11 protein-coding genes are annotated in these 12,715 nt (G+C 61.6%); 3 read left to right on the top strand and 8 right to left on the bottom strand.

Features of this window, described 5'->3' with window-relative positions:
* Positions 1-6: 6 nt before the first annotated feature.
* The 7 genes from rnhA to EI291_RS06170 form a co-directional block, all read right to left on the bottom strand.
* Complete coding sequence (gene rnhA, locus EI291_RS06200; protein ID WP_125418938.1) at positions 7-474, bottom strand: ribonuclease HI; 468 nt, start codon at positions 472-474, stop codon at positions 7-9.
* Positions 475-617: 143 nt separating this feature from the next.
* Positions 618-2,399: a chloride channel protein gene (locus EI291_RS06195; protein WP_125418937.1), complete on the bottom strand. Its 1,782-nt coding sequence runs from the start codon at positions 2,397-2,399 to the stop codon at positions 618-620.
* 152 nt (positions 2,400-2,551) lie between these two features.
* Positions 2,552-3,376, bottom strand: a complete 825-nt coding sequence (locus EI291_RS06190; protein WP_125418936.1) for a mechanosensitive ion channel family protein — start codon at positions 3,374-3,376, stop codon at positions 2,552-2,554.
* A 138-nt stretch (positions 3,377-3,514) separates the two neighbouring features.
* Positions 3,515-3,901 (bottom strand): hypothetical protein, encoded by a 387-nt coding sequence (locus tag EI291_RS06185; protein ID WP_125418935.1) that lies wholly within the window; start codon positions 3,899-3,901, stop codon positions 3,515-3,517.
* Positions 3,898-4,188 carry a hypothetical protein gene (locus tag EI291_RS06180; RefSeq protein WP_125418934.1) on the bottom strand — a complete coding sequence of 97 codons (291 nt, stop codon included), beginning with the start codon at positions 4,186-4,188 and terminating at the stop codon, positions 3,898-3,900. The genes EI291_RS06185 and EI291_RS06180 overlap by 4 nt, the downstream gene beginning before the upstream one ends.
* Positions 4,189-4,378: 190 nt before the next feature.
* Complete coding sequence (locus tag EI291_RS06175) at positions 4,379-4,813, bottom strand: nucleoside deaminase (RefSeq protein ID WP_125418933.1); 435 nt, start codon at positions 4,811-4,813, stop codon at positions 4,379-4,381.
* Positions 4,814-4,968: 155 nt separating this feature from the next.
* Positions 4,969-8,019, bottom strand: coding sequence for a PD-(D/E)XK nuclease family protein (locus EI291_RS06170; RefSeq protein WP_240635382.1), 3,051 nt, complete (start codon positions 8,017-8,019; stop codon positions 4,969-4,971).
* A gap of 142 nt (positions 8,020-8,161) precedes the next feature.
* Here EI291_RS06170 and EI291_RS06165 point away from each other — a divergent pair, with 142 nt between their 5' ends.
* Positions 8,162-8,815, top strand: coding sequence for a hypothetical protein (locus EI291_RS06165; protein ID WP_148103390.1), 654 nt, complete (start codon positions 8,162-8,164; stop codon positions 8,813-8,815).
* Here the strand turns inward: EI291_RS06165 and EI291_RS06160 are convergent.
* On the bottom strand, positions 8,812-10,080 hold the full coding sequence (locus tag EI291_RS06160; RefSeq protein WP_125418931.1) for a TCR/Tet family MFS transporter: 1,269 nt from the start codon (positions 10,078-10,080) through the stop codon (positions 8,812-8,814). The two genes, EI291_RS06165 and EI291_RS06160, sit on opposite strands and share 4 nt — an antisense overlap.
* 154 nt (positions 10,081-10,234) lie before the next feature.
* Here EI291_RS06160 and EI291_RS06155 point away from each other — a divergent pair, with 154 nt between their 5' ends.
* Both EI291_RS06155 and EI291_RS06150 read left to right on the top strand, forming a co-directional pair.
* The gene (locus tag EI291_RS06155; protein WP_125418930.1) at positions 10,235-10,891 is read left to right on the top strand and encodes a zinc ribbon domain-containing protein; all 657 of its coding nucleotides are present in this window, start codon (positions 10,235-10,237) and stop codon (positions 10,889-10,891) included.
* 183 nt (positions 10,892-11,074) lie between these two features.
* Positions 11,075-12,637: a hypothetical protein gene (locus EI291_RS06150; protein ID WP_125418929.1), complete on the top strand. Its 1,563-nt coding sequence runs from the start codon at positions 11,075-11,077 to the stop codon at positions 12,635-12,637.
* Positions 12,638-12,715 lie beyond the last annotated feature (78 nt).

The raw sequence follows: 12,715 nt of genomic DNA, 5'->3' as shown, positions 1-12,715 counted from the left end.
GGTAGGTTAGCCGCGCTTCGATTCAATCAGCTCGTAGCCTTCATCCGTGAGCAACGGGCCTTGGGTGGCGCTGCGCACGGCCAGCTGGTCGCACCGCTCGTTTTCGGGGTGGCCGTTGTGGCCGCGCACCCACCGAAACTGCACCGTGCGCTGCCGGTACACCTTCACGAAGCGCCGCCACAAATCCTCATTGGCCTTCTTGCCGAAATCGGGCTTGTTCATCCAGCCGAACACCCATTTCTTTTCCACCGCATCCACCACGTAGCGCGAATCAGTAACCACGGTAATGGGCAGCTCGGGGCGGTTGATGGCTTCCAGGCCCACTATCACGGCCAGCAGCTCCATGCGGTTGTTGGTGGTGAGGCGGAAGCCCTGGGTCAGCTCTTTCTCATGCTGGCCAAAGCGCAGAATGGCTCCGTAGCCGCCAGGGCCGGGGTTGCCCCGGGAGGAGCCGTCAGTATACAGGTAAATCAAGCGGGAAGCGGTAAAAGCAGAAAACCCCCGCAAGGTACGAAGTGGGAATTGTTGGATGGGTGAATGGCTGGATTGTCGAATGGTACTTATGGGCTCGGTCCGACAAATCAACCATTTATCATTTCAACAACTCACCCAGCCATTTACTCACTTTCCTTAATCAGCTGGCGGCGGTAGTTGGCCAGGATGGTGGATTTGAGCAGGAAGCCTAGGTACCGGTCATCGAGGTCGAGGACGGGCAGGGCCCAGGCCCCGAGTTGCTCCATACAGCGTAGGGTATCGAGCAGGGTATCATCGGGACGCACAATGGCGGGCGGGTCGGTCATCAGGTCGCGCACCCGGGTAGTGGTATAGTGCTCATCGTCGAACAGCGCGTCGCGGACAGTATCCAGGCTGACCACACCGTGCAGGTGCCCCGCACTGTCTACCACCGGAAACAGATTGCGCGAGGCATGCCGGAAGGTCGTCACCAGCTCGCCCAGCGTATCGTTGGGGTGTACGGGCAGAAAATCCGTCTGGAGCAGGCTACGCACGTCCAGTTGGGCCAGCAGGCCCCGGTCCCGGTCCTGGTTCACGTACACGCCCTTCTGCACCAGCTTGCGGGTGTACACCGAGTACGGCTCGAAGTAGCGCGTGATGAGGTAGGAGCCGGACGTAACCACCATCAAAGGCACAAACAGAGCGTAGCCGCCGGTTATTTCGGCAATGAGGAAGATGCCGGTGAGCGGGGCATGCACCACGCCGGCCAGCGTACCGGCCATGCCTAGTACAATAAAATGTACCTCGGAAATAGGGTAGAGGCCGCTCAGGTTGATGAGGCGGGCAAATACGAACCCACACAGCGCCCCGGCAAACAACGAGGAGCCGAACATGCCCCCGTTGCCGCCCGAGCCGATGGTGATGGTGGTAGCTACCACTTTTAGCAGCATACTGCCCGCCGCCACCAGCAGCACCAGCCACACGCTTTCGTCCCGGAACACATCAAACAGAGAGCCATCCACCAGCTGATCAGCATGGCCGCCCAGCAGCAATTGCACGATGTTGTAACCTTCGCCGTAGAGCGGCGGAAACAGGAACACCAATCCGCCCAGGGCCAGGCCGCCCAGCAGCACCTTACGGAAGGTGCCGTGAAGCTGCTCGAAATACTTATCGGCCCAGAAGTATACCCGGATCATATACACCGACAGCAGGGCCGTAAACACGGCCAGCATCAGGTACAGCGGCACGGCATCCACGGGCCAGGACGTGGTGATGAGCACGAAGGGCTGCCCCGCGTACAGCGCTTTAGAAACCACCGTGGCCGTGGCCGAGGCAATGAGCAGCGGCACGAAGTAGGCCGCCGACAGCTCGGATAAGATGACTTCTACCGCAAACAGCACACCCGCAATGGGCGAGTTGAAGATGGCCGCCACGCCCGCCGCCGCCCCGCACCCCGTGAGCAGCCGCCGCTCCCGCCGCCCGATACGCAGGATACGGGACGTGTTGGAGCCAATGGCCGAGCCCGTTACGGAAATAGGGGCTTCCAGACCCGCTGAACCCCCGAACGTAACCGTCAGGAACGACGACACCAACTGCGAATACAGCTTGCTGCGCGGTACAATGCTGCCCTGCCGGGCAATGTTGTATATGATGGGGCCGATGCCGCGGCCCAGGTTGCCATCTAAGAAATACCGCGTAAACAGCACCGTGAGAGCAATACCAATAATCGGGTAAAGCGAGTTAGCAAATACCCGGTACTCGCTTGGCACCCAGGCGCTGAGCATTGACTGCGAATCGTGGACCAGGGTTTTGAGCAATACCGCCGCCAGCCCCGCCAGCAGCCCCACCAGCATGCTCACCAGAATCAGGTACACCCGGTCGCTCATGTGACGCACGCGCCACACAAGCAGCGGGCGAAGCAGCCGGTGAATGGTATTCTGAGGCATAGGCGTGCAAAGGGTGGGTGGCAGCCAGCGGGTGAAGCTGCTAACCTAACGAAAACTTCGTTGAGTTATTCGGTGCTCATGGTTAGTTATCAGTTGTTAGTTGCTCGTTGTCAGAGAAAATTCCCACGCGGTCCGAATCGAACAACGAACAACTAACCCGCCAGAGCCGGCACGCCCAGACCGGCACCGAGCAGTTCCTGCTTTACCTCCTGCATCAGCCGACTTTTGAGTTGCAGCACGCCCCGGCGGTAGTCCTCCGAATCGGCCCAGAAGTACACGCGCAGGTCGGCGGTGGTGGCGGTGGCTTTTTCGAGGTTCACGTAGGGGGCGCGCGGAGTTTGCTGCACGTCGGCCACGGTGCGCAGGTAGTTCAGGATGATGGTGGTTGCCACGTCGGGCGAGGCGTTTTCGCCCAGTTCCACGCTCACCAGAAATTCCTGCCGCAGATTCCCGTCGCGGGTGTAGTTGATGAGCGGCTCCTTGAGCACCAGCGAGTTGGGCAAGTAAATGTGCTTGCCATCAAAGGTGCGAATGAGCGTGATGCGCAGATTGAGCGCCTCCACGTGGCCAATCAGCCCTTTAATTTCCACCGTGTCGTTGATGTGGAAAGGGCGGTTGAAGGCTAGAATCACGCCGGCCAGGAAGTTCTCGGCAATATCCTTGAAAGCGAAGCCCACAATAAACGCCGACACGCCCGCCGCGCCCACCAGGCTGCCCACAATCCCCGAAAAACCCAGGATATTCAGCGCCAGCAACAGGCCCAGCAGCACCATCACCCACTTGCTGATACTGGCCAGAAAATCGGCCAGCAGCGGGTCAGTAGAGCGCTGCCGCAGCCGCCCGCCCAGCAGCGTACTGACGCGGTTGGCAATGAAAACAGCCACAATCAGCAGCAGCAACGCAATAAACAGCTTGGGCAGTACGAATAGAAAATGTTGCCAATAAGTGGCCAGCACGCGTTGCAAATCCTGAAACATAAGCAGAAATGGTAGTGCGGAGAAGATGGTTTTTCCACCGCAGAAAGGTCAAAGCAAAGCCCCACGGGCACAAGCCAGCGGGGCCAGATATGACCGTCTATACGCAGAAACTACCGTTACAGGTTAGCCAGCTTCGGTTCAGACCACGGCCGGCTTGTTCATCCAGCGCCAGAAAATCAGGCCGCCCACGGCATAGGCCACCACATCGAGCCAGTCGGCCGTAGCGCCGCGGCCGTAGCGGGGCCACAGCCACTCAAACCACACCGACGTGAACAGCCAGGCGCTGAAAATCCAGCTGGTGGGCAGCACAAACTGCGGCTGCCGGAAGTAGTAGCGGCGTAGCAGCCACAGCATCAGCGTCAGCTCCAGCGGCAGCGTGAGCAGGTCGGTGAGTTGGCCGTTGAGCACGCGTGGCCACCAACTCAAGAGCATGTGAGGTCCTCCCTTTTTCTGGGTGATGGTCAGCAGATACAGCGCCGTGCCCACCCAGAACAGCGGGTGCCGTAGTTCCCGGGGCAGCTTCATCCGGCCAGAATCGTTACGAGCCAGAGCACAAATGCCATCAGCGCCCCAAACGCCAGCTGCCCGCCCCGAATCAGGTACTTTATGAAGCGCATCAGCGGCTTGTCATCGGGCTTGATTTCGATGAGCATAATGGGCGAAACCGGTTCCTGAGCCAGCCGCTCTCTTTCCTGCTCGCTACGCAGGCGCTGCGGGTCCAGCAGCTGCCCGCACCGCTCGCACCGGTCGGTGGTCAGCTGCTGCCAGCTGCTCCAGTATCCGCAGGCCGGGCATTTTTTGGTGGCTTGCAACGTGGGGAAAGGTGAAGTGGTGAAATTGTGAAGGGTGAAGTTGTCAGGAGGGTATCCTGAGCTTGCCAAGACCCTTATCCTGGCAAAATAACTCGCAGCAGCATGATATGATTCTTGGCAAGTTCAGGATAACAGCGGAAGGCCGCCTGGGTGTTTTCACTAGTTCACCTTTCACCACGTCGCCTTTCGCTTACAGTTCCATGATATCCTCGTTCCAGAGCGTGGGCTCGGCTTCGATGAACTCCTCCATCATGCGCACGCACTCGTCCAGGTCGAGGTCTACCACTTCCACGCCGTGGCTTTCCAGAAAGGCCCTTGACTCGCCAAACGTGCGCGACTCGCCCACCATCACCTTCGGAATTTTGAACTGCACGATGGTGCCGGCGCACATGTAGCAGGGCATCAGGGTGGTATACAGCACCGTGTCGCGGTAGCTGCGCTGGCGGCCGGCGTTGAACAGGCAGTCCATTTCGCCGTGCTTGATGGGGTTATCCTCCTGCACCCGCTTGTTGCGGCCCCGAGCCACCAGCTTGCCGTCGCGCACTAGTACCGAGCCAATCGGAATACCGCCTTCCTGGCGTCCCTGCCGCGCTTCATCAATGGCAGCCTGCATGAATTCGTCCATAGTTGCTTGGTTTTTGGTTGGTGGTTTCTGGTTGAAAGTAGGCAATCAAACCTTCTATTGGTTTCGTTCTAGGCCGCTTCCCGAAGCCCGTTTTGGTTGAAAGTGAATAATCAAAGCCAAACTAACAACCAGAAACCAGCAACGAGAAGCTAAACTTACCGGGCGCAGATGCCGCGGTAGGGGCAGTACTGGCACTTGTCCAGGTCGTCGGTTTTGCGGATGGGCTCCTGCGGGTCCAGCATGCGGCGCACCAGCTGGCCCAGCAATTGCTCGCTGTGCTGCACGAAATCCTGGCCTTCGGCAGTAAGGAAGTTCATATCGGCCGACATGGGGCCCGCGCCGAGGTTACGCAGGGAGATGATGGCGGCATCGGCGGCGGGGCGGCCCTGCTGGGCCAGCAGGAAGCGGTACAGCCACAGCTGCCGCACTTTGTCGGTGGCCGGGGAGGTGTCGGTGAGCAGGCGCTCCACGGCCTCGGCGGCTGAGTCCTTGCCCTTCTGCAGGCGCAGCTCGGCGGCCTGCACTAAGCCGGTCTTGTAATCGACCACCCGCAGGTTGCCGCCGGGGAGCTGGTCTACGCGGTCGGCTTTACCCAACAGGCGCACGGGCAGCTTTTCGCCGGTTTCGGGCAGGGCCACGAACACGGTGGCGTGCAACTCTTCTTCCAGGCCTTGAATCTGCAGGGGCAGACTTTCGGGCTTTTCCAGCAGGCTTTCCAGGTAGCGGCGCACCAGCTGCCCGGCCACCTGACCCAGCACGTGGTTCAGGCCCTCGTCGGCGCGGGCGTGGCGGCCGGTTTCCTCCTTGCGCAGGGCCTTGGCCACCATCACCGGAGCCAGCTTGAGCAGCCCGGCAATATCATTGGCGGTAAGGGGCGGGGCCTGCGGGTTCACCAGGTTGCGGCGAATGGTTTGGGCGAAAGGCGTCAGCAGCTCCTCCAGTGCCTCGTGCACCACCGTGCCGAACCCGTCGGGGCCCAAGGCTTCCTCCACCTCGTCGTTTTCCCGGAACCGGGCAATTCGCTGGAAATAAAACTGCAGGGAGCAGCTCAGGTACTGGTTCAGGGCCGTGGGCGAGAGGCCTTTATCCAATAGCTCCCGTATGGCCAGCAGCATGCCGGTGTCCTTCTCCAGCACGAGGTCGGTGGCTTCTTTTTGGCTGTTAGCTGCTAGCTGTTGGCTGTTAGCTTCTTCCACTGAGCCATCAGCTAACAGCTCTAAGCTATCAGCGGAAGAAACCGTCAAATCCAGCAGCTCCAGGGCGGGGTTTTGCAGGGCCAGGTCGTTTTCCAGCTGCAGCAGGAAGCGGCTCCGCTCGCCGGTGCGGGTGCCCTCAGCGCCGGGCAGGATGTGCAGCAGATCGACGCGGCGGGCGCGCTGCAGCAGCCGCCAGAACTGGTGGGCGGTGGCGGCTTCGTGGTCGGCGTAGGTGGGCAGGCCGAAGGTGGTGAGCACGTCGTAGGGGAACAGGGAGCTGTGGCGCTTGGGGGCCGGCAGCACGTTTTCGTTGCAGCTCAGGATGATGACGTGGTCGAAATCCAGGGCCCGGGTTTCCAGCAGACCCATCACCTGCACCTCGGCAATGGGCTCCCCGCTGAAGGGCAGGCGGGTATTCTTCATCTGCTCGTACAGAAACCGCCGGAACGAGCGCACCGACAGCCGCTGCTCCCGGCAGTCGAACACCGATTCCAGCCGCTTCACCAGCGTGAAAAACAGGTACAGGTACTCCGCCTCAATAGCCGAATGCTGGTCCTGGTAGGCCTTTTTGAGCAGGTCGATAAGAGCGTAGCAGGCTTGGATAATGTCGTCGCAGTTGTTCCAGGTGGCAAACAGGGCCGTGAGCAGCGGGTGGCCCTGGCCCATTTCCACCAGCTCCTCGGCCGTGAGCAGCACCGCGTGGCGCTTGATGATGGTGCGGCACACCTGGTCGAGCAGGCCGGGGTGCTCGGTGTCGGGCTGCTTGTCGAGCCACTGCTGGTAGCGGCGCAGAAACGGGTGCTGCAGCAGCTTGCTCACGGCCAGGTGGTGGTAGCGGGGCACGCCGTAGCCGGTTTCCGGCGAGCCTTCCCGCACGCCGGTGAGGTGCACTTCAAACAGCAAATCCACCAGGTTGAACAGGGGCGTGCTCTGGAAGTTGAGGCCCATGGTTACGTTGTACTCGGGCACTTCCTTGGGCGGCAGGCCGTGCAGCACCGGCAGCAGCAGGGTTTCGTCGGGCAGCACCACGGCCACGGTGCCAGTGGGGTGCAGGCGGCGGGCCTCGGCCAGCAGCTGGCCGGCCACTTTGCCCTGCATGGAGGCGTTGGCCATGCCCACCAGTCGCACCGTGCGTGGCAGCTGCCGCAGCAGCTCGGCCGGCCCGCCGAAGTTATCCCAGGGCAAATCCAGACGGTCCTGGTACTGTTTCAGGTGCTGGCCGGCGCGGTTGGGCGAGCCTTTTTCGAGGTAGAAGGCGTCGCCATCAAACTGCACTTCGGCCCGGCCCACCTTGCGCAGCCGCCGAATCAGCCGTTCCTCGGCCTTCGACAGAAAACCCAGCCCGATAAACACGTGGTAGGGCATGGTTTCGCCGGCTTCCAGCCGGGCGCGCACCCGGCGCTGGGCCAAACGGTAGGCCAGGCCGGGGTAGGCCAGGCGGTCCTGGCGCATGCGCTTCTGGAGGCGGTAATACACTTTCTGCAGGTCGTCCCAGAAGCGGAAGTAGGCCGTGGTACTGCTCTGGGGCGTGAATTCGGCGCCCAAATCCCAGCGCTCCAGGGCTTTGGCCTGGCTCAGATACTCAAACACCTTACGGGGCGAGGCCAGGTTCTGGTCGAGGCTCGAAAAATCCTGCAAGAGCAGCGCCGACCAGCCCACGAACTGGTCGAATTCCAGCCGCGGGTCAATGTCGCGCATGATTTCGAACAGCAGCAGCTGCAGGGCAATGGGCTCCTCCACCTGCACGCCGGCCAGTTCCACCATGTAGTCTTCCATGGCCGCAATGCGCGGGCTCCACAGCGCCTGCCCGGCCTCGGCGGCCAGACTCAGCTCGTTCTGCAGGTACACCACCGCCCGCCGCGTAGGCACCACCACCACCAAATCCGACAGCTCGCCCGAAGCCCCGTACTGGGCCACCAGCTCCCGGGCCATGCGCCGCAGAAACGGCGTAGCATCAGGCGGGGGCAGGACGGGGGAAAGCGGGGTGGGGGCAGCGGGGGCGGGCAGCATAGAGTGTAAAGATAATGCCGGGTGAGGCGGAAATGGTTTACCGGGCCGTAAAGGGTATTTTGTGGTATCTGTGTTCCGCCCGCAAAGGTAAATGCCCCATATGCTTCCTGCTTTTACTGTTCAGCAATCCGTTCAGCTCCCGGTGCCTCACCCACCTACGCGGTGGCCGGAACACGTGAAAAACGGCTTGTTGCTGGTGGTGGTGATTGCGCCGCTACTGTTACTGTTGGTGGTAGCCGGCGTAGTGGCAGGAGCGGGCTACCTGATGTGGGATGCCCGCCAGAAAGCATGGCTGGCATTACGCCGCACGCTGGGCTACCAGCCACCACCGCCGCCACTTCCGGAGCCTGAGCAGCCAAAGGAGCTGCTGGTTAATGACCAGCTCCGGCTGCTGACAACTGAGGCAGATTGGGAAACGAATGGACCTGAGTTCCGCGAATGGCTTTACCTGTGGGGTGAGTTGGAAGATGAGTTCGGCCGCTACCCTAGCCTTTTTTGCCTGCACACCGAGCCCGAAATCTCCGGTCTGCACGGTCAGCTCATTACCGACCTGTGCCGAACCGACGCCGCGGGCGTATTTCTGCAGTTGCTGGAGCCGCGGCCGGGCCAGCAGCCGGCCGGTACGTCCTGGCTCGGGTACCTGGAGTTTGCCACCCGGCAGTGGCAGTACGTCACCGAAACCAGTGATTTTTACCTTCTGCCCGAAGAGGCCGGGGGGCCTTATAATTTCAGCGGGATACAGGTTGGGGGCGGCCGGCTGACACTACAAGCTCAACCGGCAGAACCAGCACCCTAATGCCCCGGCACCGCTGCCTCGGCCGGTGCGGCGGCTTTGGCGGGCTCCACGTAGGTGGCCAGGGAGCGGACGGCCAGCAGCAGACTCACCAGAATCAGCACGGTGCCGAGCAGGAAGGGCGCGCCGGGGAAGTACACGGGGGCTCTGGGGCCGGTGAAGTAGGAGAACAGGTTGGTCATCAGGGGCGGGCCGATGATGGAGGTGAGGCTCATGAGGCTGGTAAGCGCCCCTTGCAGCTCGCCCTGCTGGTTACCGGGTACCTGGCCCGAAATAATACCCTGCAGCGCCGGCCCCGAAATACCAGCCAGGCAATACGGCAGCAGAAACACGTACATCATCCAGCCCTTGGTGGCGAAGGCAAACAGCAGAAAACCCAGCGCATACAGGGCCATGCCCAGAAATACCGAGCGTTTGGCCCCCAGCGCCGGGTTGATGCGCCGGATAAGCACGCCCTGTACAATGGCTACCAGCAGCCCGATGGCGGCCAGCGAGTAGCCCACCTGGTCGTTGTTCCAGCGGAATTTCTCCATCACGTAGTACGTCCAGTTGCTTTGGGTGGCGTGGGCGGCAATGTAGATGCACAGCAGCGACGATACCAGCCCCGTAATAACGGGGTAGCGCTGCAGCAGCCGCAACGAGCCCACCGGGTTGGCCCGCTTCCAGTCGAAAGCCCGCCGCCGCTCCCGGGGCAGCGACTCAGGCAGCACGAAGAAGCCGTAGAGCAGGTTCAGAAACGTGAGCCCCGCCGCCGCCAGGAAGGGCACCTTGGGTCCGAAGCCCACCAGCTGGCTGCCCAGCAGCGGCCCGACGATGAAGCCCAGCCCGAAGGCGGCCCCGATCATGCCGAAGTTCTGGGCCCGGGTTTCGGGCGTGCTGATGTCGGCAATGTAGGCTGAAGCAGTGGTGAAGCTGGCTCCCATCACGCCCGCAATCAGCCGGCCCACAAATAGCCAGCCCACGGTGGGCGCAAAGGCCAGCAGCACGTAATCCAGCGCGAAGCCCAGCAACGAGAGCAGCAGCACCGGCCGCCGCCCGAACCGGTCGGAAAGGTTGCCCATTACGGGCGAAAACAGGAACTGCATCAGCGCAAAGGCAAACAGCAGCCACCCCCCAATGCGAGCCGCGTCGCTCACGGTGCCGCCTGTCAGGTGCCTGATCAGGGTGGGAATCACCGGGATGATGATGCCGATGCCCGTGACATCCAGCAGCAGCGTGACGAAAATAAAGCCCAGCGCGGCTTTGCGGGGAGGAGAGGAAACGGTCATGGCGAGGCGTCAGGAAGGAGCCGCAAAGCTACGGGTTTGGGGGCCGGGATGCGTGCCGATGAGCCAGCTGTGGCCGTTGCGGAAAATAATCCGTTCTTGGGCCCGATATGCCCGCGGGGCAACACCGAGTAATTGTTCCTTATCCAGTAGCTGTATGATCTTTATTTATGGTACGGGCACGTCCCGCCTCATCACCGCCCCGCTGCCCACCACCACGTGCGCACACTGCGGCACCCGGGGGCAGCTGAGCGTTACCGTTTTCTCGCGCTACGTGAGCCTGTTCTGGATTCCCGTTTTCCCCTTCGGCAAGCTCAGCGTAACCGTCTGCAACCATTGCAAACAGACGCTCACGTCCAAGGAGCCATTACCGGAATCCTACCGGCTGCCCGTGCAAACGGTGCAGCAGCACGCGCCGCGGCGCCTGACCAACTTTGCCTTGCCGCTGCTACTGCTGGCCGGAGTGGTGCTGATAGTGGTGCTGGCTCGTCTGGGTCCCGCCCGCCCGTCGTCCGCTTCGGCCGCTACCGTCGGCTCCGACGATGCCGGGGTAACGGTGGGTGCGCGCTACAAAACGCAGCCGATGGCAGGCACCCGCGGATACGCGCTGCTGGAGGTAACCCGCCTCACCCCCGACACGGTGTACTACAAAACCACCACCGGTCTACTCGGGAAGCCCACGGCGGCCAGTGTGGCCGTGGCCTTGCGGGATTCGGTGCCTCCCGGTGCCGAGCGGGCCCGTTACCCCCGCGCTATGTGGCACTTTCTGGTGGAAGGGCAGGGTATGTTCCGGCCGTTCGTCGCCACCGAGTAGCCCGCCGTTACGCGTAGTGCCGCAGTTGGTAAACACGCCGGTAGGTGAATGGCAACGGCGGTGTGCCAGCTGGTGGTCTCAGTCGTTTTTTATGCTGCTCTGGTAGCTATCCAACGGCGGCGGGTGGTAAATTGCGGGAATTTGGGGCCAGGGTTGGTCCCGTTGCTATCCGGAATTATCCTGATGAAAAAATTATTACGCTTCCCGCTGTTGGCGTTGGCCTGTCTGACGGCCGCGCCGGTACTGGCACAAACTGCGCCGGCCAACTTACCGGCCAACTTCGTGTACGCCTCGGCGTTTGAAAAGGCCGCCTTCGTTCCCGAAACCCCGCGCACCGAGCGGGAGTACTTGGCTCAGCTGCTGGCCATCAACCCCGCCAGCACCGATGCGGCCCTGCAGCAGGCCGAAACGCTCCTGGCCGACTTCTACACCCAGCTCGACCGGGAAAACATTGGGGCCAAACCGTTGGCCCGGCAGGTGCGCAGCATTTTTGAGTTGGCCCACCAACGGTTCCTGACCAAGTACGAGGACGCGGCCACCTTCGACCGCACGGTGCAAAGCGGGGTGTATAACTGCGTCAGCGCTTCGGCTCTGTATGCGCTCATCTTTGAGCACTACCACCTCCCGTACGCCATCCGCCAGAAGCCGACCCACGTGTACCTGGTGGCTGATCCGCAGGCCAGCAACATTACCGTTGAAACCACGGCCCCCACCTTCGGCTACTTTCTGCCCGATGCCAAGTTCAAAAAGGCCTACGTGGAGTACTTGGTGGAAAGCAAGCTGGTGAGCCAGAGCGAGGTGCAGCAGCAGGGAATGGAAGAAATATTCAAGCAGAAATTTCAGGCCGATAAAACCATTTCACTGCCGCAGCTGATTTCGCTGCAGTATTACAACGAGGCCGTGCTGGCGCTGCAGGCCGATGACTCGGAGAAGGCTTACTATGCGCTGCGCAAGGCGGAAAAGCTGTTTCCGGCCACCGAAACCAAATACCTGCTCACCCAAAGCCTGGCCTCCCGGCTGCAGGGCAACAACTACAACACGCTGGCGGATGTGCAGCTGCTGACCGAGTTCTACGCCCGGCAGTCGGCCACCAAGTACCGCGACGAGTGCGTGAATGCCTTCAAGTCCATCACCCAGAAGTTTCTGCTGGAGCGCGGCGACACGGCCACGTACCGCACCATGTACGGAACTTTCCTGAACAGCGTGGCCGACACCAGCACCCGCAACACCCTGTCGTACGTGTACTACATGCAGCGCGGCCGCATGCTGGCCATGCAACAGCACTCGGAGCAAGCCTTCCCGCTGCTGCTGCAGGCCTTCAGCTACAACCGGGTGAGCCCGGAGTTGCAGGGACTGATCAGCGCAGTGGTGCAGGACGAAATCAACGTGCACCGCAACTCAGTGGGCTTGTTGCAGCGCCTCGATAAGTACAGCGCCACCTACCCTTTTCTGCGAAGCTCACCGCCCATGCGCCAGGCCTACCTCTACAGCTACGCCCGTGCCGCGTACGATGCCTTCATGGGCAACAAGCGCACCGAAGGAAAGAAATATCTGACGGCCTTTGAGCAGGCATACGCCCGCAAAGATGCCACCATCGACGCCGAGCAGGTAGCTACCGTGTACCTGGCCGCCAGCATCGCCTCCGGCAAAGCCAACGACTTGGCCGGGGCCCGCACCTACGCCCGCAAAGGCCTGACCTACGAGCCCACCAACCCCGAGCTCAAGCGGATTGCCAGCATGAACTAATTGCTTGTGCGTGCAGTGAAATAAAGAAAGCCAGCGCCTGTTAGTCAGGCGCTGGCTTTTTCGTTGGTACTTCTTGGC

This window comes from Hymenobacter rigui (assembly GCF_003944715.1).
GTDB lineage: Bacteria > Bacteroidota > Bacteroidia > Cytophagales > Hymenobacteraceae > Hymenobacter > Hymenobacter rigui.
This window is presented reverse-complemented; position numbering and strand designations above follow the sequence as displayed.

Coding starts and splice junctions, on each gene's coding strand:
- EI291_RS06195 (WP_125418937.1), bottom strand. CDS start 2,399: ATGCCTCAGAATACCATTCACCGGCTGCTTCGCCCGCTGCTTGTGTGG.
- EI291_RS06190 (WP_125418936.1), bottom strand. CDS start 3,376: ATGTTTCAGGATTTGCAACGCGTGCTGGCCACTTATTGGCAACATTTT.
- EI291_RS06185 (WP_125418935.1), bottom strand. CDS start 3,901: ATGAAGCTGCCCCGGGAACTACGGCACCCGCTGTTCTGGGTGGGCACG.
- EI291_RS06175 (WP_125418933.1), bottom strand. CDS start 4,813: ATGGACGAATTCATGCAGGCTGCCATTGATGAAGCGCGGCAGGGACGC.
- EI291_RS06170 (WP_240635382.1), bottom strand. CDS start 8,019: ATGCTGCCCGCCCCCGCTGCCCCCACCCCGCTTTCCCCCGTCCTGCCC.
- EI291_RS06160 (WP_125418931.1), bottom strand. CDS start 10,080: ATGACCGTTTCCTCTCCTCCCCGCAAAGCCGCGCTGGGCTTTATTTTC.
- EI291_RS06155 (WP_125418930.1), top strand. CDS start 10,235: ATGATCTTTATTTATGGTACGGGCACGTCCCGCCTCATCACCGCCCCG.
- EI291_RS06150 (WP_125418929.1), top strand. CDS start 11,075: ATGAAAAAATTATTACGCTTCCCGCTGTTGGCGTTGGCCTGTCTGACG.